Genomic DNA, 22,201 nt, shown 5'->3' with positions numbered 1-22,201 from the left:
TTATCTCTGGCGCCATTATGCCCAAGCGCCACCTAAAGGCCAACGACCAACCCGTAAACAAGCAAAGGGAGGCATCTATCTGCGAGCTGCGTGAGTTCTGCCAGCGGTTGCATCAGCGCTGTGTGCGCGATTTAGCGTTTAGCCTTTACAGTGAATCGCTTTTGCGGCACATGCACGACTGCCCGGCAAAGCCCTACACATTGAGGTTTGATGCTGCCGCAAAAGACTGGTTGCGCCAGCTTGACCGGCAGCCAGCGCCACTTTTGGCCCATTTAGCCAAACGCACCAGCACACGGCTTGGGCTTTATTTTGAATCCCTTTGGAGCTTTTACTGGCAGTACATCGACCAAAGCCGATTGCTGCTGCACAACCATCAACTTAGCCGCAACGGCAAAACCTTAGGGGCATTAGATTTTGTCATAGAAACAACAGCGGGCGAGCTTTTGCATATCGAGGCGGCAGCCAAGTTCTTTTTGGGTCACGTACGCGCCGATAAAACCGCCCGTTCACCGGCTTGGGACTCGACGACCCTAGACTGGATAGGCCCCAACGCGAATGATCGGCTAGCGTGGAAGCTTGAGCATATGCGGCGCCATCAGCTGCCCTTGAGTGAGGCCCCCGAAAGCCAGGCAGCGATTGCCCGGGCCAGCGGCACACAGCGTCCGGTTGGCTCACGGTTTTTACTGCGCGGTTGTCTATTTTGGCCCGGCACTGATGATGATAGTGCCGGGAGGCAAGCACCAGCGAGCCCAAACGACGACATTAACCCACTTGCGAACGCCGGCCGCTGGTGGCATTTAACCAGCTTCCTACAGCTTAACGCCTTGGAGGGCTGCGACTACTTTACTATTTTGCCGCGCAACCATTGGCTGTCCCCGGCATGTTACGCAGGGGCTCTGGCGCCGTTAAATTTAGCAACACTCAAACAAGCGTTGCTAAGGCAGATATCTTTGCGGCAGCAGGGATTAATGGTCGTTGGCTTACGCTATGGCAGGGGGCAGTGGCGGGAAGCGCGCCGGCTGTTTGTGGTGCCCGATCAGTGGCCGGGCACCGCGCGGCCGTCGCGCAACACATAATTGGCATCAACCTCGAGCGCCGGCTGAGCGCTGCGGGCAAACAGCTGTTTACTGCCAAGCAACGCTTTAACACGGATGCCTTGCTCGCGTAAAAAGTGCGTGGCAGCCTCGGCCCGGCGGCCGGTGTCGCAGTAACTAATGTAGTGCACACCGGGCTGCAGCAGGCGCGCTTTAATCGCCAACAAGTGCAGCGGCACATTAACAGCACCAGGGTAGTGACCTGCGCTGTACTCTTCCTCACTGCGAACATCGACGACTACCGTATCTGCATCTAGGTCGGTAAGCGCCTGCGGGGTGACCCAGGGCACATCCGGCGCTTTAAGCAGACGGTAAAAATCTTGTTTCGGCAAACACATCAGTACGCCTTTGCTGGTCATGGTGACCGACGCATTGCGCGGCGCCTCATTGACGAGCGCATCCTCCCCAAAGCAGCGGCCCGCCTTAATACTGGCCAGGTGCTCGGTGCTTTCACCGCGCTTGCGGGTCACCTCAGCATTGCCCTCTTTAATAAAGTAGCATTGATCGCCTACCTCACCTTCGCGGATGATCCGCTCGCCGGGCTCGACCAAACGTACCTGCATATGTTTAAAAATCTTCTTAACGTTGATCGGCGGCACTTTAAAAAATAGGTTGGAATGCAACACTTGCATCATCCAGTCGACGTCTTCATCCATGTCGGGCTGACGAGCAATCACGGTGTGTAAATAATCTGCCGCCTGACTCCAGCACAGCAGTTTATCCATTTGCTCGGCGTCCAGCGAAAGCAAGGCGCAATCACTGCTGGCGCTAACGCTATATTCGCGTGGTTCGCAAGGGGCAACCGGTCGTGCGGTATCACGCCCTTTCATAAAATGCAGCTCACCCTCAGAGCCTTCGAGCTGCAATTCGCCAAACAGTAAAAAGTAACAGCGGCCATCCATGGCGCCGCGCCGCCATAAGATCTGGCCCGGGTAAAGGTAATGTACCTGGGCGTTTTCTAACAGCACATCCAGGTGAGCCTGGCTCATGTATTTTAACGGGATCAATGAGCGCGTTTGCGCTAAATCGATACTTGGGTGGGCCGCCGCAAATACTGTAGGGTTGGACATAGTTTGATCCACCGTTTTATACCTTAATACGAGCAAAAGTTTTTTCTGGCACTGTACTTATTGTTGTTGCCGGTTGCTGTGTAAAACCACGCCTACCCTGCAAGCCGCCGGTGTGTACCGCCACAATTCGGTCGCCGCGTCGCCAATAACCAAGCCCGGCGAGCTGGTTGACCGCCCAGAGCATTTTGAGCGTATAAATGGGATCGATCAGCACAGAGTTGTTGTACTCGAACTCCTGCCAAAATGCCAGCATAGCCGGAGTAAGCGGCCGGCCATAACCTTTGCCGCAAAAACCCCACAGCATTTTCCAACTGGGTAACCGGCCTTTGCCGCCCGTATACAAACTGCGCCCCGGCGGGCCCTTGAGCACACTGACACCCAACGCCTCGGTGCCCCCTTCTAGCGCGCTTGCTACCCCTGCCAAGGTGCTGCCGGTACCGGCCGCCATGACGATATGCCGCACATCACCGCCCAACTGCTGCTGCACCGCGCGACCTATATAGCTTGCACCTTGTTCACCCAAAGCGTTTGCACCACCTTCGGGGATGAGATATTCATCGCTTGCCAGCGGCACCTGCTGAGTCTGACACAGACGTCGGTATTCGCCGTGGCCGACAAACTGCACCTTTAAACCGGCCGCGCTTACATCTTGTAACGTGTGGGTTGTCGGGCTTTGAGGGTAACCACGCACCAGCACACGCCCGTTAAAACCCTCGGCCTGGCACGCCAATGCCAGCGCGTGTAAATGATTAGAGTGAGCGCCGCCAAAGCTTAATAAGGTATCTTTACCCGCTGCCCGCGCCTCTTTGAGATTAAAATAGAGCTTGTAAAACTTATTGCCACCGGGCAAGTGATCGTCGCGCCGCAGCAAAACATCGACGCCCGCAGCGGCACAATGGGGAAGGTAAATCGGTTGATGTGAAACACTGAGGGCGCGCTCCAGCAGCGCCCTATCGATTAACGCGCTTTGCACCTCAACCTCGCTGCAGAGCAAACGTCGAACGAATAGAGCGATGTTCGGCGCAGCGATTTGACTCGCCATCGTGAAAGTCGGTTGGCTGGGTAACACGGTTTACACCAACACCGCACTCTTCACCCTCAGCATTAATGGCCATGCAGTATGGTGAGTGAGAGTGATCCAGCCACAACCGATAGTGCTGATCGCTCAAACCACATAACTCGGCAAAGTAGGCCTCTGGGTTGGCCATGTAATCGGCCACGCTGGCAGCCGGCAAAGTCGTTTGCCCCACACCTGGAGCAAACACCACAAAGCTGATGCCAGCCTTTTGCAGTGGCGTTAATATTTGCGTGGCGCCCTGCTCTAATAATTGCTCATGCTCGGCACGCAACAGTTCAAGCTCCTCGCGTACCGCCGCCTCTTGCTGTTGGCGATAAAAAAGCTCCATCTCGCGCATATCCAAGCGCTCTTGCAGGGCCTCTTGCGCCTCGTTCCGAGCAGCTGCAATTCGCCCGTCGAACTCCTGCTCTAGCTCGCGCACTTGGGTGTTCTCATCGGAGCGCGCGGCGCTTAATTTGTGCTCGTAATACTCGCGTAGACCGCCCAGCTTGCTCTCTTGCATCGCAAACTGCTGCTGCAACGCTTGATGCTCGTCCTGCAGGCCCGTCAACTGCTGAGCTTGCACCTCTAACGCTTGCTGATACTCACCAATGCGCTCCTGATGATCACGCTTTAGCTCGTCGAGTTTTAATTTCATACGGCTGCGCACCGTATTAATATGCAACCGCTGTTCTTTTAATGTGTGCGCCAAACGAGTTCGCATGGCCTGTGCGTACTCGCGCTCCAACGCTGCTTTTAACTCAGACGCCGCCAGCTCCGAGGCCATATGGTTACCCGCGGGCTCATCTGGCTCTGGCTCAACCTCCGGAAATATCAACCCGAGTACATTAGTGGCAACCGCTTTTTTCATTAACACAAAGCTATTGCGACCGGGCTCCATCAGCGGATCCCACAAGTTGTTCTTTTGCCACTCCACCGGGCATTGGCTGTAGCACGCCAAGGCAATGGGGCCCGCCCCCAAATCGGGTCCGCGACTGGCAGCCTCGGCCAACTGCTGCAAAGGCACATTCCAGCGCTTGGCAATCATGCCCCGTGGGTCAAAGTTGACATAGAAGAATACGCAGGTGGTGATTTGCAATTTAGCGTTGATTCGCACATAGACGGCCTGAGCGCGGCAGCCAGCGAAATCCTGCATCGGCACGAAACCATCCATAACGGCTTCAAATTCAGGGTATTGCAGTTGCCGGTCGATTCGACCGTCGGCAAACACAATCACGGCTTCGAGCTGAGTGTCGCTCTTGCTACCCATTATCGGCCCCTACAAAATAATATTTATATTACAATTTTTATATGGCGCTAGGTATTATCACCTAATGCATCTATTACCAAAAGTATAGGGGGAGTAGCGCGAGAAATCAGCAAAAACGGGGAGTATTACGCAACGGAGGGAGAAATGTGAGAGTTGGTTCAGGTTTTGTGCCCTACCCGGGCCTGCGGACAATTGCCGAGCCTGCGCTCGGATTGTCCACGTTAGACCTCGAAGTAGTCCTCGCCAAAGTCTTCATCACAGTCGTCGATTGGCTGCTCCAGCAGCTCCTCTAAATAGTCTTGCATATCAATTACCTCTTTTTCCGTTATGTCACAGCAATAATGCTGTTATCTAATGACCACTCGCTGAGCAGATCGTTCAGCTACAACCAGATTCCCACAGTTTTATGACAAATAGATGATGGCTTTTGCTGAGCGATTAAAAATTTCAACACGGTGTGGCAAACAGGGATAGATCAAGCGCCGCTTAGCGACACTGCGAAAGCAAGATATGAGGCTGGGTGCAGGAAGCTAGCAGCACAGAGGGGTTATTAGCGGGCAATAAAAAAGGCCCCTCACAAGTGAGGAGCCTTTTAATATAGTGGCGGACCGGACGGGACTCGAACCCGCGACCTCCGGCGTGACAGGCCGGCATTCTAACCAACTGAACTACCGGTCCGCAAAACTTAACCCGGTACAAACTGTTAAGTGGTGGGTGGTACAGGGATCGAACCTGTGACCCTCGCCTTGTAAGGGCGATGCTCTCCCAGCTGAGCTAACCACCCGCGTCGTTCAGAAGCTGCGCATTCTACTCGATCCGTGAAAGGTGTCAAACTCTTTTTAAAGATTCTTTTCTAAGTGATTATATTGCATACGTTTTTTACGATTTTTGGTCACTTTGGCTGAGCCTTAAACAGCCCTCCTGGGCCCGAGACCCGCAAACCAAGCTCACCCATTTAATGTCCCGCTCGATAACTGAACCAACCTTCTCGTTTTCTCGCCGAGGGTTCGTTGTCTTGCGCTCTGGGTTGGCGCGACGGTTGGTGCTAGACTTTCGGGCACACTCACTGCTGCGAGAACTCAAGCCACCATGAGACCCGCCACCAACCATGCCCCACATATCCGTGCGATAACCCCGCATCGGCAGGCTCTATTCGGGAGCCTATTAGCTGTAGGGCTTGGCTGGCACAGCGAAGTCCTGGCCGCCACCTCACTGTCGGAAAAAAATTGGCTATTAATCATTATCGTCGTCTTACTGGGGCTGCAGTCGGCACTGATTATCGGCCTACAGCGCAGCCGCTTAAACAACAAGCATGCCCGCCACGCGCTGTCGCAATCGCAAAAAGAGTTAGAAGCCAAAGTGCGAGACCGCACCGAATCGCTGCATCTAACCAATGACCAGCTCTATCAAGAGATCGGTCGACACGAGGCCACCGAGCTTTTGCTGCGCGAAACCCAAGAATATCTGCACAGCATTATCAACTCGATGCCCTCCGTCATTATTGGCGTTACCCACCGAGGTTTTGTCACCCACTGGAATGCCGCCGCCGAAGAAAAAACCGGTATTAACTCCGCCTCGGCGTTGGGTGAACACCTGCGGGATGTTTACCCAACCTTACCGGTCGATGGCGATATCATTGGCGAAACTATCGAGGCCGGGGCGCCCTACCTTAGTCAAAACATCCAAGAAAGCTATGGGGGTGAGCTGCACTACAGCGACTTGACGATTTACCCGCTGATAGCCGCGCAAGCCATTGGCGCTGTGATTCGCATCGATGACGTCACCCTGCGTGTGCGCGTCGAGAATATGATGATTCAGAATGAAAAGATGTTATCGCTGGGCGAGCTGGCGGCGGGAATGGCCCACGAAATTAACAACCCGTTAAGTACTATTTTACACGGCGTACAAAACATCTATCGTCGTATCTCCCCCACTCTTGCGGCCAATCAGCAGGCCGCTGAGCGACATGGCATGACGCTCTCGCAGTTAACCAGTTACCTAGATGAGCGGCGCATCTCACAATTTTTAGAGGACATTCGCGATGCCGGCGAACGCTCGGCAGACATTGTGACCAATATGCTGGACTTTTCCCGAACCAGCTCACAAACCCAGCGCCCTTTTGATTTGGGGCACGTGGTTCGCCACGGGGTCGAGCTGCTGGCCGCCGAGCGCGCTAGCTTGCCCGCCATTGAGCTGAATATCGATCCATCCCTAGAGCAAATTTACGGCAGTGCGGCTGAAATTCAACAGGTACTCCTCAACCTTGTGCGCAATGCAGCCCAAGCATTAGCCGAAGCTAATAGCAACGCGCCCTTGATTCGCATCACAGTGAGCCAGTGCGAAAAGTACGCAACGGTGCACGTCGAAGACAACGGAGCGGGCATGGCCGATGAAGTCGCGCGACATATTTTTGAGCCGTTTTTCACAACTAAGGAAATTGGCCAAGGCACGGGGTTAGGTCTTTCGGTATCCTACTTTATTGTCACCGAGCATCACGGAGGCACAATTGATGTTGAGTCCACTTTAGGAGGAGGTACACGCTTTACCATTAAGCTGCCTAAAGCGGGCCCTCAGCGTGAAGCCAACGTCGATAAGCACCTACCCAATAACCTGCATTAACATCGAGGTGAGCATCTGGCGCACGCTCAAGCTCGTGCTGAGCCGTATTAAAAAATGATCAATCACGCCACACTATCCCTTATTCACGAGATCACTTAAAAAGAGAGTTTATGGCTATGACGAAATTTCTTAGGGCACCAACGCAACGCTATCTCTCGTGGCCAAAGGCTTTAACCGTGCCATTGGCATTCATGTTAGGACTTAGCGCCTGCCAAACGAGCGCTCCGCCACCGCCCTCGGCCGCGCAAATCAACCAGTTAGCGCTGGACGTCGAAGCGGCTGCGGTCGCCGACATGACCATAATGAACCACTGTAGCGCACTGGGCGGGCCCAGCGGCTCTTATGCCGAGGCGGCCCGCGAATCTTGGCAGTTTGCCAATCAAGAGCTACTAACCGATGCCGAACGCCTGCTTAACGATAGCCGTGTTAATCACGTCACCATTGATGCTATGCCCTACTCGCTTGCAGCTATTGCACGAGTGCACGATTTATCCGTCGAGGCGGGCGAACAACTCAATTTGGCAGGGCGCAGCCCTAACGGGCAAAAAAATGTCTGCCAACGAGAGCTGACGCGAATCGAGACCGAAACTTATAGCTCGTTGTCCGACCTGCCCACAAGAATGGCTTTAAGCGAGCAGGCTCAGTCACTTACAGAACTTGAAACCGGGGTGGCCGATATTCTGACACGCTGGGCACGCTGGCCTAAACCCGGCCGCAGCTATATCACGCTAGCCGAGTCAGCAAAAGCACAATGCACGACGCAATCGCGTATAATCACGCTAGACAACAACTGGCCCAACGAGCGCTACGCTGTATATTGTGGCACGGAGCCAGTCGGCTTGTATGAATGTGAATGGGGCACCTGTGAGGCCTCGACATCCGAATTACCCGAGCGCTCATAGCGCTCGGGCTGCTTGAGAGCCCGCATGACCGAACAACGCTTTACCCCCGACGCCTACCGTCAACAACTGCAAGAAAAAACGCAGCGCATCGATACGTTATTTGCCGATAGCGAAATCCCCACGCCCGAAATTTACACGTCGTCCCCCACCGGATTTCGTATGCGTGCTGAGTTTAAAATTTGGCACGAAGGTGATGAATCGTTTTACGCGATGTATCGTCAAGGTGAATACAAAACGCCTTACCGGATCGATGACTTTCCTCAGGGGCACGAGAGCATTAACCGATTAATGCCGGCACTACTAACAGAAATTAACGCCTGCGAGACAATCCGCCGAAAGCTTTTTCAGGTAGAGTTTTTAACGACCCTGTCAGGCGAGGCGCTTGTCACCTTGATCTATCACAAAAAACTCGATGACGTTTGGCAAGATAAAGCCGAGGTTATACGCGAACGGCTTGGCGTATCGATGATTGGCCGCAGCCGCAAACAAAAGCGAGTACTGGGGCAAGACTTTGTCACTGAATCTTTACAGGTAGGCGGCCGAGAATATCGCTACCAACAAATCGAGAGTAGCTTTACCCAGCCCAACGCTCAAGTGTGCGAGAAAATGCTCGCCTGGGCCGTTGCTAACACCCGCCAATGCGGTGGCGATTTAGTCGAGCTGTACTGTGGCAACGGCAACTTCACCCTGCCTTTAGCCGCCAACTTTGAACGAGTAATGGCCACTGAGCTGGCAAAATCGTCGGTCCATTCGGCGCGCTATAACATGCAGTTAAACGGCGTTAACAATATCGATATTGCCCGAATGTCTAGCGAGGAGTTTTCGCAGGCACTGGATAAAGTCCGGGAGTTTCGTCGCTTAAAAGACATCGACTTAGACAGCTTTAACTTCACCACTATTTTTGTCGATCCACCGCGAGCGGGGCTTGATCCGCACACCACCGCCATCACCCAACGCTACGACACCATCGTTTACGTGTCCTGCAACCCCGAGACACTGCACCGGGACCTTAAGGTTATCGCCGCCACACACCAAGTCGAAGCGTTTGCATTATTCGACCAATTCCCCTTTACCCATCACATTGAGTGCGGGGCCATTCTTAAGCGGCGCGTTTAACCGCCGCTTACAAGAAAAGCTTTGGGGTTAAAATGTTTTGCCGCGAATGCGCTCGGCCGCGGCTAACACAAACGCACTGTAGGTGTGCTCGTGCTTTAATCGCTCTTTGTCGAGCTTGCGCCGCTCGGCCACAGGGAGCTTTTTCCACTGTTCTAAAATCGGTATATGGGCGGTTGCGTCGCGCAACTGGTAAAACGCGGAGTACTCGTCTCGCACAGTATCGTCTACCGACAGCGAATCCAGCAGCACCGATATACGGATACTCGCCTCCGTCAGGGTCAAGTCCTCGCGTCCAACCGAGCTGGCAATCACTTGAATGCTGGTATTAATGCGCTCGCGCTGCGCTCTCGACTCCGCCTCAACCTTCTTTAGCTGCAGTTTCTGAGTCTGTCGTAAACGGTACAACTGCCACAAATAATAAGCGGCCACAAGCGCCAGTATCGCGACAATTAAAACACCTATAACAAACATTAACCAAACCGTTGTATCAGTCATCATCATCCTCAAATTGATCGTCATCTACGGCCTGCTCCAACAGAGGAGCATCAATAGACTTTTTGGTTTTAGCGCCCAGCTTGCGGATATTATCGACTCGCTTAACGAGGTTTCCGCGGCCAGAGGCCAAACGTTTGTGAGCGGTTTGGTAAGCATCCTGAGTTTTCGCCAATTGCGAGCCAACGGCCTCAAGCGCCTCCAATAAACGCACAAAATGATCGTGCAAGGCGCCTGCCTCAGAGGCAATTCGCTCCGCATTTTTATTCTGTTTCTCATAGCGCCATACGTTATCGACCGTACGCAAAATAGCAAGCAAGGTCGACGGGCTGGCGAGAATTATGTTCTGGTCGTACGCCTCTTTGTATAAATTGCTGTCATACTGCATGGCCAGCATAAACGCCGCCTCAACGGGAATAAAAATAAACACAAAATCCAGCGCTTTAATACCCGGCAGGCGCTCGTAATCTTTAGCGCTCAACCCTTTGATGTGGGCACGTAACGACTGAATATGTCGCTGCAGGTACTGTTGTCTCTGCGTTTCTTCCTCAGCATTAGAGTAGCGTTCATAGTCCGTTAACGAGACTTTTGCATCAATAATAATGTCTTTCCCTTCCGGCAGGTGCACCACAACATCGGGCATTCGGCGGCTGCCATCACCCGCCGAAAAGTTCACTTGGGTATCGTATTCCCGCCCCTTTTGTAGGCCCGACTGCTCAAGCAATCGCTCCAACACAATCTCGCCCCAACCGCCCTGAGCTTTATTATTGCCTTTTAGCGCCTGCGCCAAATTAACCGCGTCTTCACCAATTTTATGCGCTTGGCGCTGCAGCTCGATAATCTGCCCCGAGAGCCGACTGCGCTCTGCGTTTTCTTTTTCGTAAACATCTTCGACTTTTTTACGAAATTCTTGCAGCTGAATCTTAAACGGGCTTAACGTCCCCTCTAGCATACCTTGATTAGCGACACTAAACTGCTCGCTTTTACGCTCAAACAGCTTGTTTGCCGTCAGTTCAAACTCTTGTTTAAGCTCTGTTTTCGCACGTTCTAAAAAGCGCGATTGTTCCGCCAGTGACTCGCGCTCACTGGTCAACTGGGTTTGCAATTCTGTGCGCTGCTGGCTCAGCTCAATAATACGCGCCTCTTGCTGTAAAACCCGCTCATCCAGCTGCTCAAAGTGGCTAAGCCGCTCCTGCAGGCGCGCCGCAAGATCTTGCGCCTGATCTCGAGTCTGCTCTACCGATTGGCTACGCCGTTGCAGCTGCTGCAATTGCTGCGCGCAACCCTCGAGTTCACGGTCACGTTCAGCAACCTGGTGGCGCCAATCGCTTTCAGCCAAAGCGAACCTTTGATTTAGCTGCAAATTTTGCTCATTTAGCGCTGCCACTTGCCGCTGCAAAGGACGCATTCGCCAGCCATAAACAACCAGTAACGTGACGCAAATAGATAATGCGGCCACGAGTACGGGCAATAGAATGTGGGAGCTTGCCAAAATTTCAGACATAGTTAAGTTGCATTGCTCACGTGTAGAATACCCATTAAAAATTAAGCTATGACGCTGCACCGTCATAGCGGCCGACTACTTCACCTCAGCGGGGGATTATCGCTATACTAGCAAAAGCCGCCAACCCTAGCCCCGGTTAACATTTGATCGCCCGACGACGGCTAAGCCAACGTGCTGAATAAAAACGATTATGGTGAGCGAGTTATCCTATTGACCGCCGCCAGTTTGCTAAGCTTTAGCGGCAACCTAAACAACCTAATACATTACAGGCCAAGCGCCAGAACGCAGGTAAGCTATTCATACATGAGCCGTTCACCAGACGACACAAGTGACGCCCCCCCGGTGGATCCGTCGCCAAACAGCGGTTTAAGCCGACAGGTACGACGCCTATGCGCCGACGGCTACCGCTTGTACGATAGCGGTGAGTATCGTCTCGCGCTGCGCTCATTCTACCAAGCATGGTTGATAATCCCCAAACCTCAAACACAATACGCGGAAGCCGGATGGGTACTAACTGCCATAGGTGACGGGTACTTCCGTTTGAAGCAATACGAGCCCGGGGCTGAGTCGCTGCAATCTGCGCTATGCTGCCCCACTGCCGAGCAAAGCCCGTTTGTACAATTGCGGCTTGGCCAATGTTTGTGGGAGCTGGGCCGCCACGCCGAAGCTCGCAAATGCTTATTTCACGCCTATCAAAGCCAGGGGGAGACTCTATTTGAGTCCGAACCACCGCGCTACCGCAAGGCCATCGAAGATCTGTTACCACATGAGTGAGACCGCCTTACCAGCCGCACCCCATATCGTTATTTTCGACTCAGGCGTTGGCGGTTTAAGTATTTTACAGGCCGCGCGCCAACAGCTTCCCCACTGCCGTTTTAGTTATTTGTCAGACAATGGCGGCTTCCCTTACGGTAACAAGCCTGCCAATCAAGTTATTGAGCGCGCCTGCCAGGTACTAGAGGCGTTTGCTGCGCAAGTGCAGGATGTAGATATCTACGTCGTCGCTTGTAACACCGCCAGCACCTTAGCATTGCCGCGCCTGCGCCGACATTTTACTCGCCCGGTGGTGGGTGTTGTGCCTGCCATTAAACCTGCCGCCGAGATCAGTAAAAACCGTTATATCGGGTTGCTGGCGACCCCCGGAACCGTCAAACGCAGTTACACCAAACGCTTGATCCAAGAGTTTGCCCACGACTGTCAAACGGTCTGTGTCGGCTCGTCGGCATTGGTTGAACTCGCAGAGCGTAAGCTGCGGCAACGACCGGTAGATTCACAGGAGTTACTCGCGATCCTAGCGCCGCTATTAACCGCCAGCAAAACAAACCCCACGCCAGATCGACTGGACACCTTGGTGCTTGCTTGCACTCACTTTCCTTTGTTAGCCGCCGAAATTCAGCAAGTTTTGGGCGAGCACATACGCCTGATCGACTCAGGTAGCGCTATTGCGCGCCGAATCGAGTACTGGACTGAACGCATTGAGCCGATAGGTCTCGACCCCGAGCTGCCGACCTACGCCTGGTTTACCAAAACGGCCCCGGAAATTGCAGAGCTGAGCGCAGCGCTGCCAGCTTTTGGTTTTAGCGAGAGCCGGATTTTGCGCTAGCCCCATAGCAAACAACCGTTAAGGCGCCACATCATCAAACAGCATTGCCATTAAATGGTCGGCCGGTAATGGCCGACTGTAGAGAAACCCCTGGCCAAAGTGACAACCGCAATCAGATAAAAAGCGGTGTTGCTGGTCGGTCTCGACCCCTTCAACCACAACTTTGTAGTGCAGCGAGTTGGCCATCGCGACAATCAGTGAGGTGATCGCCCGATCCTCTTCATCGTCCGGTAAATCTTTGACAAAGCTGCGGTCTACTTTAAGACTGTTAATCGGCAATCGTTTTAAATAACTTAGCGACGAATAGCCCGTGCCGAAATCATCAATTGCCAGTGAACAACCTTTAAGTCGCAACTTTTCTAACCGCGGTATCACATTCTCCGAGTCTTCCATCAGCGTGCTTTCGGTCACCTCTAGCACCAAGCTCTCAGGCGGTAAAGAGGTCACTTCCAACACCCGATCAAGGTTAGTTAAAAAGCTCGGATCGTTTAACTGTCGCGCCGACAAGTTAACGGAAACACTAAACTTACGGTGCATAGATTTCTGAATAAGCCGCGCTTGATAACAGGCGGTTTTTAGCACCCATTTACCCAGCGGGACGATCAAGCCCGAATCCTCCGCAGCGGGAATAAATTCACCAGGCAACACCAAACCACGAGTCGGATGATTCCAGCGCACCAAGGCTTCGGCGGCTACCATTTTACCCGTCGTCAGATCAATCACCGGCTGATAGTACAGTTCGAACTGGCCATTTTTTAACGCGACGCGCAATTCACGCTCTACGGTTAAGCGTTGCTCTACCGCCAAATTCATATCCGAGGTATAAAACTGAAATGCATTGCGGCCTTTATCTTTGGCCTGATACATAGCCAAATCGGCGTTCTTCATTAAAGTGTCGATATGGCTGCTGTCGTCCGGCGCCATGGTAATACCAATACTAACCCCGGCCACGACTTCTTTGCCCTGTAACTCCATGGGGCGGTTTAAGGCAGTGATTATTTTATTGGCAACCACGTAGGCATATTGCGGGCTTTCGACCTGATCAAGCAACACGGCAAACTCATCACCGCCGAGCCTTGCCACCACATCGTCATCGCGCAGCTCGCTTTTTAAACGACGCGCCACCTCGGTCAATAGTTGATCGCCCGCCTCGTGGCCAAACGTATCATTAATGCGCTTAAAATGATCGAGATCAAGATAAAACAACGCCACTTTACTGCTGGCGCGCTGCCCATGCTGCAGGGCGCGGCCCAGCAGGCGTTTAAACTCTGTTCGGTTGGCCAGCCCGGTTAAATGATCGTAATAGGCCAGCTTCTCGACTTCCTGTTGTTTTTCTTTTAGGTCAGAAATATCTTGACCAACACAGACATAAAACTCCGGCTCTTGATCCTGTCCCATAATCGCCGTGATCGTTTGCATAATCCAAAAACGTTCACCGCGCCCAGTCACGGCGAGATACTCCGCTTGCCACTGACCGGTATCCTCACCTTCAAGACGCGGTTTACCGGAAAGTATTTCAGCCTTAATGCCTTCTATCGTGATCTGCTGCGAGTTTTTCTGGGGTAACAACAGCGCTTGATAGCCTTCACAGTGCTCGTCTAAGTTAAAGCCCGTAACTTGCCAATACTGGGTGTTGGCGTAATCCAGCTGCCACTGCTTATTTAAAATTGCGACTAAACTGACGCTGTTTTCAATAGCGCTCATAAGTTTGCGCGATTCGGCACCGGCTTTGTCCAGCAGAACAATTTTATCATCGAGCCCCCGCACCAAATGGCGGATCTGATCGAGCATATTGTTGATGCTTTTTCCCAAACGGCCAATTTCGTCTTGGCCAATCTCGGGCACACTTAAATACCAGCGATCCCTATCAATTTTTTCGGTGGCGTCGGCCAGCGCTTGAATACGATAAATCACGATGCGGCGTATACTAAAAAACAGCACCACAAATAAGAACACGGCCAACATGAGAATATTGACATAAACCGCCATCATCGACTCTCGAAAGGCATCGGCAATCACAGACTGGGGATAATAAAAACTGATCATCCAATCCATTTGCGTCAGGCGATTGGCCACAATGTTTAATTTACCCTCGGCGGCCGGTTCGCGATAAATGGTTCCTAACGCCAACTCACCACTGGCAACATCGTGCATATAGTCAGATAAATCGTCAACCTGGCTACTGGTCGCACTTAATGTGGGGTAAATATCATCGCCGGAGGTTTTGTGGGGCGATGACTCGCTGTGCAAAATCAGCTCGCCTTGGCGGTTAAAGATAAACGCCTGTATCTGATTGCCGTCGGCATCCAAGTCATCGAGTTTATCAAGCAGATAGGTCACATTGATATCGCCACCAACCACACCGATAAAAGTGTCATTAATGTAAACAGGAAGCACCAGCGACGTCATCCAGACATTACTGTAATTGTCAAAATAGATAGGGGTCCAGCGCGCCTCGCGCTCGGGGTTATTTGCCGGCGCGGCGGACTGAAAAAATACTTCGTGGGTAACGTCGTGGTCAGGCTTGTGAGCGCGCGCAATAGTGCTGGGCCACACCCGTGACATCCGCTGAGTACTGATAAAATACAATCCGCTAAACGCGTGGGATAACACCGGGGCAATATAGTCCCAACTGCGGCCGCTGGCGGCAATTTGCCGGTTCAATTGCTCAGTCACTGGCGTGTCTTGATGAACAAATACGGCAGAGTGCTCGGAGTAAAGCCGATAAGCTCCGTCGGCATCGCGATGTTCGGCGATATTAAGTGAGCGTTGTGGCAGCTGGGTAAGATCCTCCAGCAACACCTGGCGGGCCGATTGCAGCGCCTGCAAACGGCTGTCGAGTTCGTTTTCAAGATAGCTATTGTAGCGGGTAGAAAGTGCCTGCAAGCGATTATCATACAGCGCCTGAATCCGCTGAGTTTCGCCAAACCCGACACGAATTGCACCTATAATGCCGCTGAGTACGACGAAGCCAATCACTATCAGCAAAAGCTTCGCGTTTAATGAGCGGATAACAGGTTTCAATAGGCCCCCTTACAAAGCGATACAAACCATCAAGCTGGTGATGGCGGCACCGGTAACGCGGGCCACCGGTGTCAGATAAATCATTTTACACGATTAATAGCAATTGCGAATGCCCTGTACCATAGCGCTTGATGGTCCTGCAGGGGACAACGTAAACTGCTGCAGCCCACCAGCCTGCCCCAGCTCAAGGAGATTTTATGGCGGCCGTACTATTTGACATAGAACCGCTTCGCGAGGCCCTGGAGCGCGGCACCTTGGTGCTCACAGCAAACAACCGCCAGCGCAATCAAATCATGCGCGCCTACCATCAGTATCAGTCGCGGCAAAATGCGGCAAAAGCATGGCGCCAACCGCGTATTTTTAGCTTGCGGCAATGGACTGAGCAACAGTGGCAGGCCCTACTACTCAGCGGCAAAACAGAGATATCTGGCACCATTGCCAATAGCTGGCAGAGCTTGTCACTGTGGGAGCAGGTTATCGCAGCCAACAACACGGTTGGTCGCCTACTGCGCCAACGGGAGCTGGCCAGCACCGCCGAATCCGCCCGCCAGAGCCTCGATGCCTGGTGCTGCCCCATAGAGGAGCTTGTCAGCGCCAGTGCTCACCGCCCTAATGCGGCAACCTTTATGAGCTGGTTAAACCAGTACCGCCAGATACTTGAGCGCCATCAATTGGTAAGCCAAGAGCAGGCGCAGCAGCTTTTGCTAACCGCGTTTATAAATAACGAGCTTCCCCCCGAGCAAGGCGCCCTACTCTATGGTTTTGATGAGTTAGCCCCGCTGGCGCAACGCTTACTGGCGGGTGCCCTGCCAGACGCCGAGCCTTTAAAAGCCCAGCAACATACTCAAACAATACCAGTGCGAGTCACACTTACCGATTTTGACGCCGAGGTGCGCGCCGCCGCTCACTGGGCCGATAACACTCTCGCAACCAACCCCGATGCTGTTATCGGTATCGTGGTGCCCAACCTTGGTCAGCAGCGCACCCGTGTCGAACGTATTTTTAAAGAAATATTCGAGCCTCTGGCATGCCAGCCTGGCAAAGCCCGCACAGTGGCGCCTTTTAATTTTTCTAGCGGCACGCCTCTGGGGGCGGCGCCGGTTATTCGCACCGCACTCGACTGGCTCGCTTTGGCACTGCAAGCACAGCCGGTAGAACGGGTTTGCCGGCTATTGGCTAATCACTTTTGGGGCGATTGCGCGCCCGAGCGGTCCCTGCGCGCGGCGCTTGCACAGCGTATTCGGCGCACCGGTCGACAAAAAATCAGTATCGCCAACTTGCGCTATATGCTTGAGCAATTAACCCAACAGCATCCCGAGCTTGAGTCTGAATTATCACGCCGTTTGCAAATTGCCAGTGAGGTCGAGCGTGAGCGGCATCATAAACACAGCTTACCGCAATGGCTCGATCGCGCCATGGAGTATCTGGAGCAACTTGGCTGGCCCGGCACACGGCCCCTCGACAGTGTCGAATATCAACAAATCAAACAGTGGTATGAACTGCACGACGAGCTACTAAGCCTTAGTCAAGTGCAGCCGCTGTTTAGCTTATATGAAGTAACAGACCTACTGCGCCGCAGCGCCGACAAAACCCACTTCCAAGCGCAAACACCCGACTCGCCCATTCAAATTTTGGGGGCGCTTGAGGCCTCGGGGCTCAACTTTACCCACTGCTGGGTACTGGGCATGAATCACCGCGCCTGGCCGCCAGCGCCAGCGCCCAATCCGCTGCTACCAATCAACCTACAGCGCGACTGGCAAATGCCCAACGCCAGCGCCGAACGCGAACTTCTATACGCCGAGCGCTTAACCAACAACTTTAAACACTGCGCCACTCAGGTTGTATTTAGCCACGGGGCCAGTGCCGATGATCAACCGCTTAAACCCAGCAGCCTAATCGCCGGGCTCACAACCGTCGCACCTCAAGCGCTGGGAATTGCAGGACAATCAATGCGCGCCGAACACTACCGCGCCCTGGTGGACTCGGCGCGACTTGAAGCGGTGGACTGCCGCCGCGGCCCTACGCTAACAGACCCCGCAGTACGCGGCGGCGCCGGTCTTTTTAAAGCCCAAGCCAGCTGTCCTTTTATCGCGTTTGCGCGTTTTCGGCTGGGTGCCCACAGCCCGAGCGAGCCTACGTTGGGGTTCTCTGCGATTGAGCGAGGTAACGTTTTACACGATGCGTTGGCCAGCGTCTGGCAGCAGTTGCAAAACTCAATCAACCTTGGTGCCACCACTGAGGGCGAGTTGCAAACGCTGGTAACCAAGGCTTGCAGCGACGCGGTGAGCCGCACCGGCAAAGCGCGCGGCGCCGAGATTGGCGCTATGTTTCGCGATCTGGAAGCAGCGCGTTTAACGCAACTACTGCTGCACTGGCTGAGCTTTGAGCGCGAGCGAGGGCCGTTTATTGCCCAGGAAATAGAAACCCAGCACACAATACGCTTTGCCGGGTTGGAGCTAACCGTTCGGGTCGACCGTATTGATCGGCTTGAGGGTGACGGTCAACTCATCATCGATTACAAAACCGGTCAGGTAAACACCGCCAGCTGGCGGGCCGATAATTTAAGCGATCCGCAGCTTCCTTTATACGCCTGCACACTCGCCCCCGGGGGCGCCCAGGCAATCGCTTTTGCGCAAATAAATGCCGGTGATCAACGCTTTGCCGGGCTCGGTTACAACACTGCGGTCGACGGTATTAACGACGTCACCGACGAGCAATGGGCCGAGCAATTAGATGAATGGCAACAGCGCCTAACCGAGCTGGCCCAAGAGTTTCGCAGTGGCTGGGCATCAGTCGACTACCGCAACAAAAACGCCCGAGCCTACGATCAAGATTTTGAGGGGCTAACCCGCGCCGATGAGTTAGCGGACATATCCCACTGGCTTAAACACTCAGGAGTGTCGTTACCATGAGCGAATTGAGCCCCCCGCAAGCCAAACAGCCACGCGACGCACAGGTGCGGCAACAAGCGCTGGACCCACATCAATCGTTTGCCGTTGCCGCGCCGGCGGGTTCCGGTAAAACCGGATTGCTAACGCACCGTATTCTCAAATTATTGCTAACGGTAGACGCTCCCGAAGAAGTACTGGCAATCACCTTTACCAATAAAGCCGCGAGCGAGATGCAAGAGCGCTTACTGGCCGCCCTTGAGCGCGCCGGCAGCGCGCAAGAACCCAGCAGTGAACACGAGCGCGCACTGTGGCACAGCGCCCGGGCCGTAATGCTGCGCGACCAACAACTTAACTGGCAGTTGCTGCATAACCCCAACCGGCTGCGGGTACAAACCATCGACGGGCTCTGCCGTTCGATTGCCTCACAGCTACCGTTTGACAGTGAACTGGGCGCGATCCCGCCAACCCTAGAAGACGCCGAAGCGGCTTATCGCGAAGCGGCGCAAATATTTTTACAATCGATTGAGCAAGACGTTAGTTACCGCGATGATTTAATTCACTTGTGTCGCCACCTCGATAACAACCTCGATAGTCTCCAAGGGCTATTTGTAGCCCTGCTGCAAAAGCGCGAGCAGTGGCTGGGCCCGGTGATTATGGCCTCCAGTGCCGAGGCGCGGCGATTTCTTGAGGCGACCTTAACCCAAGTCTGCGTCGAACACTTACAGCGCCTGCGCCGCACACTGCTACCCAACGCGAGCGAACTATGCTTATTGATCGACTGTGGCGCCAACTATTTAACCGAGCACAAGCCCGAGGCACCGCTCGGTGCACTGCGCGGCATCAAAGAGTTGCCAGCCGCAGATCCGAGCGCTTTGGCCGAGTGGCGCTTAATCGCCGATTTTTTATTAACGGGTAAAGGCGAGTGGCGCAAAACCATCAACGTCGCTCAAGGAATTCCGGCAGGCGCAGCAGGCAAGCCGCTAAAAGAGCGCTTTAAAACGCTAGTCGAGCAATTCGCCCTGGCACCGGATGCGCTGCAGCTGGTCAACGAGCTGCACACACTGCCCCCCAGCCAGTACCAAGAGGACGAGTGGCACCTGCTCGCCTGTCTGACTCGGCTGCTGCCTCAGCTGGCCGCTCAGTTATGGTTAAGTTTTGCCGAGCTGGGTGCGACGGATTTTACGCAAGTGACCCTGGCGGCACTGCAAGCGCTCGGAGACAGCGATGACCCAAGTGAGTTAGCGCTTAAACTGGATTATCAAATTAAGCACATTTTGGTTGACGAGTTTCAGGACACATCGCTGCCGCAACTGCATTTGCTTGAGAAGCTCACCGCCGGCTGGCAGGCGGACGATGGCCGCACTCTATTTATCGTCGGCGACGGCATGCAATCGTGCTACGGGTTTCGCAACGCCAACGTCGGGTTGTTTTTACAGGCGCGGCACGAAGGTATTGGCCAAGTACCACTCAACGCCGTTGATTTGGAGGTTAACTTTCGCTCCTATGGCGGTGTTGTCGAGTGGGTGAACAACACCTTCGAGCGCGCCTTTCCGGCCGCCGACGATATTTCTCGCGGCGCCGTAAGCTACACGCCTTCCAGCGCATTCAAACCCAACCAACCGGACGCCGCCGTTGCCGTCTATTTGAGCCCCTACGCCCCCAAGGCCGAGCAAGACGAGTCCGGCGCCCGAAGCTCGGAACAAGCCCGGCTTGACGAAGCCCGCGCCGCGGTGGAGCTGGTGCGGCAAGCGCAGATACGCAACCCAAACGGCAGTATTGCCGTGTTAGGGCGCGGCCGCAGCCACCTACAACAAATTATCAGTGAGCTGGCAAGCGCCAACATTGCCTATCAGGCCAATGCCATTGACTCACTGGCAAGTCGGATGGTGATCCGCGATTTAACCTCCCTCACCCGTGCGCTGTTGCGCCCCGATGACCGAATTGCCTGGCTGGCTTTATTGCGCGCGCCCTGGTGCGGGTTAGACTTGCACGATTTACACATTTTAGCCCACGCACCCTGTGCCAAGTCTGGCCCGCGCGACGCCATGGAGCTGCCGTTTATTTGGCAACAAACGGTTAACGAGCAAGCGCTAACCGCTATGAGCAAAGATGGCCGCCACGCGCTGGAACGAGTCACCACGACACTCAATGCGGCCATGAATAACGCCGGCCGAATAAGCTTGCGCGAGTGGCTTTGGGGCGTGTGGACCGAGCTTGGCGGCCCCGCGGGGTTACTCAACCCGACCGATCACGAAGACGCCGAAGCATTCTTTACCTTGATCGACACGTTTGACTGTGCCGGCGGCATCGAAGATTGGGCGGGGTTTGACCGGGGCCTTAAGCGCTTGTTCGCCGCACCGATGGCAAGCGCAACAGAAGCTGCCGATGAGCAAAACCCAGTGCAGATTATGACTCTGCACAAATCCAAAGGGCTGGAGTTTGACACGGTGATTATCCCGGGGCTCGACCGCCCGACGCGTTCGGATGGCAAATCCCTACTGCTCTGGCGCGAGCGCTTATCAGCCGCTGGTGAGCCGCAACTGCTGTTAGGCCCGCTGGCCCCCGCCGGAGAAAATCACGGCGCCCTCTACCAACACCTAAAATACGAACAGCGCCAACAGGATGATTACGAGGCAACGCGGCTCTTGTATGTGGGCTGTACCCGCGCCATCGAGCGCCTCTATCTACTGGGCTGCGCCAGCCAAAAGACCGACAAAGCACTCTCAGAAAGTACCCCGGGAGGTATGCTGCGGCACATTTGGCCACAGGTGGCCGAGACAGCCCTCATCGTAGACGAACTATTAACGAGCGCGGCGAGCACCACCGCCACCAGCAGCGCCGGCGAGTCTGGCATTATTCGCCGCCTGACCCACGATTGGTGTCCGCCGGTAGCGCAAGATAACCCTCGTTTGGCGCATCTGCGCGGGCGCGAATACACGGAGCAAGACAATATCCCCACCCGTGAGGCGCGCGCCAATACCACCGCGCGCCTTACCGGCACGGTCATCCACATGATTTACGATGCCCTGTCACAACACCCGCTACCGACCGCGGTTGCCGAGTACGTGCAAGCACAAGCGCCACGCTGGAAGCTTTTACTGCAGCATCACGGTGTTGGTATTGATAGCTTAGCCACCGCCCTTAATCGAGTTGAGCGCGCCGTGTACAATACGTTAAACAGCCCGGTGGGACGCTGGGTGCTGGAGCAGCACGAGCAGGCCACCAGCGAGGCCGGATACGTCAGCGCGCGGGGTAAAGCCTTTGCCCTTCAGGTTGTTGATCGCTCTTTTATGGCCGATGGCCGCCGCTGGATCATCGACTACAAAACCTCCGAGCCCGCTGCAGGCGAATGTACCGAGTCCTTTAAAACCGGCCTTATCGATGAATACCGCGAACAGTTAGAGCGCTACCGGGACTTGTTTGGCGACGCGCCAACCCCCGTAAAAATGGCGCTCTACTGTCCGTTTTTACCCAACGACGAGCAACTTATTGAGGTTTCTATTAATAGCATGCAGTAGATTTATGCTATCTATCGGAGCGATAACAAAAAACATCCACA

At 54.2% G+C, this 22,201-nt stretch carries 14 protein-coding genes and 2 tRNA genes; 8 read left to right on the top strand and 8 right to left on the bottom strand.

Annotation, left to right across the window (positions count from 1 at the left end; all coding sequences use genetic code 11):
* The first annotated feature begins 17 nt into the window (after positions 1-17).
* Positions 18-1,076: a DUF1853 family protein gene (locus tag AACY82_RS01895; RefSeq protein ID WP_339615065.1), complete on the top strand. Its 1,059-nt coding sequence runs from the start codon at positions 18-20 to the stop codon at positions 1,074-1,076.
* Here the strand turns inward: AACY82_RS01895 and AACY82_RS01890 are convergent.
* From AACY82_RS01890 to AACY82_RS01870, 5 genes are all read right to left on the bottom strand, one after another.
* Entirely contained in the window at positions 1,037-2,164 is a 1,128-nt protein-coding gene (locus tag AACY82_RS01890) for a cyclic nucleotide-binding domain-containing protein (protein WP_339615064.1), read from the bottom strand. The genes AACY82_RS01895 and AACY82_RS01890 overlap by 40 nt on opposite strands.
* A 16-nt stretch (positions 2,165-2,180) precedes the next feature.
* Entirely contained in the window at positions 2,181-3,137 is a 957-nt protein-coding gene (locus tag AACY82_RS01885; RefSeq protein ID WP_339615063.1) for a pyridoxal-phosphate dependent enzyme, read from the bottom strand.
* A gap of 1 nt (position 3,138) precedes the next feature.
* Entirely contained in the window at positions 3,139-4,491 is a 1,353-nt protein-coding gene (locus tag AACY82_RS01880; RefSeq protein ID WP_339615062.1) for a hypothetical protein, read from the bottom strand.
* 601 nt (positions 4,492-5,092) lie between these two features.
* Positions 5,093-5,169 (bottom strand) — tRNA-Asp (locus AACY82_RS01875).
* A gap of 30 nt (positions 5,170-5,199) precedes the next feature.
* Positions 5,200-5,275, bottom strand: a tRNA-Val gene (locus AACY82_RS01870).
* 305 nt (positions 5,276-5,580) lie between these two features.
* Here AACY82_RS01870 and AACY82_RS01865 point away from each other — a divergent pair.
* The 3 genes from AACY82_RS01865 (at position 5,581) to trmA (ending at position 9,128) form a co-directional block, all read left to right on the top strand.
* Positions 5,581-7,110: an ATP-binding protein gene (locus AACY82_RS01865; RefSeq protein ID WP_339615061.1), complete on the top strand. Its 1,530-nt coding sequence runs from the start codon at positions 5,581-5,583 to the stop codon at positions 7,108-7,110.
* A gap of 176 nt (positions 7,111-7,286) precedes the next feature.
* Positions 7,287-8,012 (top strand): hypothetical protein, encoded by a 726-nt coding sequence (locus tag AACY82_RS01860; protein ID WP_339615060.1) that lies wholly within the window; start codon positions 7,287-7,289, stop codon positions 8,010-8,012.
* Between the two features lie 24 nt (positions 8,013-8,036).
* Positions 8,037-9,128, top strand: a complete 1,092-nt coding sequence (gene trmA, locus AACY82_RS01855; RefSeq protein WP_339615059.1) for a tRNA (uridine(54)-C5)-methyltransferase TrmA — start codon at positions 8,037-8,039, stop codon at positions 9,126-9,128.
* 27 nt (positions 9,129-9,155) lie between these two features.
* Here trmA and AACY82_RS01850 read toward each other — a convergent pair whose 3' ends face one another.
* Complete coding sequence (locus tag AACY82_RS01850; RefSeq protein WP_339615058.1) at positions 9,156-9,623, bottom strand: DUF2489 domain-containing protein; 468 nt, start codon at positions 9,621-9,623, stop codon at positions 9,156-9,158.
* Entirely contained in the window at positions 9,616-11,124 is a 1,509-nt protein-coding gene (rmuC, locus tag AACY82_RS01845; RefSeq protein WP_339615057.1) for a DNA recombination protein RmuC, read from the bottom strand. Before rmuC ends, AACY82_RS01850 begins: the two co-directional genes overlap by 8 nt.
* Positions 11,125-11,427: 303 nt before the next feature.
* On the opposite strand from rmuC, the gene AACY82_RS01840 reads away from it, so the two are divergent.
* Both AACY82_RS01840 and murI read left to right on the top strand, forming a co-directional pair.
* Complete coding sequence (locus AACY82_RS01840) at positions 11,428-11,898, top strand: tetratricopeptide repeat protein (RefSeq protein WP_339615056.1); 471 nt, start codon at positions 11,428-11,430, stop codon at positions 11,896-11,898.
* Complete coding sequence (gene murI / locus AACY82_RS01835; RefSeq protein ID WP_339615055.1) at positions 11,891-12,727, top strand: glutamate racemase; 837 nt, start codon at positions 11,891-11,893, stop codon at positions 12,725-12,727. Before AACY82_RS01840 ends, murI begins: the two co-directional genes overlap by 8 nt.
* An 18-nt stretch (positions 12,728-12,745) precedes the next feature.
* Here murI and AACY82_RS01830 read toward each other — a convergent pair whose 3' ends face one another.
* Positions 12,746-15,751, bottom strand: a complete 3,006-nt coding sequence (locus AACY82_RS01830; RefSeq protein WP_339615054.1) for an EAL domain-containing protein — start codon at positions 15,749-15,751, stop codon at positions 12,746-12,748.
* 197 nt (positions 15,752-15,948) lie between these two features.
* Here AACY82_RS01830 and AACY82_RS01825 point away from each other — a divergent pair, with 197 nt between their 5' ends.
* On the top strand, positions 15,949-18,663 hold the full coding sequence (locus AACY82_RS01825) for a PD-(D/E)XK nuclease family protein (protein ID WP_339615053.1): 2,715 nt from the start codon (positions 15,949-15,951) through the stop codon (positions 18,661-18,663).
* Positions 18,660-22,160 carry a UvrD-helicase domain-containing protein gene (locus AACY82_RS01820; RefSeq protein WP_339615052.1) on the top strand — a complete coding sequence of 1,167 codons (3,501 nt, stop codon included), beginning with the start codon at positions 18,660-18,662 and terminating at the stop codon, positions 22,158-22,160. Before AACY82_RS01825 ends, AACY82_RS01820 begins: the two co-directional genes overlap by 4 nt.
* Positions 22,161-22,201: the final 41 nt, after the last annotated feature.

The organism is uncultured Gilvimarinus sp., from assembly GCF_963972205.1.
Taxonomy (GTDB): domain Bacteria; phylum Pseudomonadota; class Gammaproteobacteria; order Pseudomonadales; family Cellvibrionaceae; genus Gilvimarinus; species Gilvimarinus japonicus.
Note: the sequence above shows the minus strand (reverse complement) of the source record. Positions and strands in the feature narration are given on the sequence as shown.

Excerpts from the sequence above, each read along its gene's own strand:
- AACY82_RS01895 (WP_339615065.1), top strand. The coding sequence starts at position 18 with ATGCCCAAGCGCCACCTAAAGGCCAACGACCAACCCGTAAACAAGCAA.
- AACY82_RS01890 (WP_339615064.1), bottom strand. The coding sequence starts at position 2,164 with ATGTCCAACCCTACAGTATTTGCGGCGGCCCACCCAAGTATCGATTTA.
- AACY82_RS01880 (WP_339615062.1), bottom strand. The coding sequence starts at position 4,491 with ATGGGTAGCAAGAGCGACACTCAGCTCGAAGCCGTGATTGTGTTTGCC.
- AACY82_RS01865 (WP_339615061.1), top strand. The coding sequence starts at position 5,581 with ATGAGACCCGCCACCAACCATGCCCCACATATCCGTGCGATAACCCCG.
- trmA (WP_339615059.1), top strand. The coding sequence starts at position 8,037 with ATGACCGAACAACGCTTTACCCCCGACGCCTACCGTCAACAACTGCAA.
- AACY82_RS01850 (WP_339615058.1), bottom strand. The coding sequence starts at position 9,623 with ATGACTGATACAACGGTTTGGTTAATGTTTGTTATAGGTGTTTTAATT.
- rmuC (WP_339615057.1), bottom strand. The coding sequence starts at position 11,124 with ATGTCTGAAATTTTGGCAAGCTCCCACATTCTATTGCCCGTACTCGTG.
- AACY82_RS01840 (WP_339615056.1), top strand. The coding sequence starts at position 11,428 with ATGAGCCGTTCACCAGACGACACAAGTGACGCCCCCCCGGTGGATCCG.
- murI (WP_339615055.1), top strand. The coding sequence starts at position 11,891 with ATGAGTGAGACCGCCTTACCAGCCGCACCCCATATCGTTATTTTCGAC.
- AACY82_RS01825 (WP_339615053.1), top strand. The coding sequence starts at position 15,949 with ATGGCGGCCGTACTATTTGACATAGAACCGCTTCGCGAGGCCCTGGAG.
- AACY82_RS01820 (WP_339615052.1), top strand. The coding sequence starts at position 18,660 with ATGAGCGAATTGAGCCCCCCGCAAGCCAAACAGCCACGCGACGCACAG.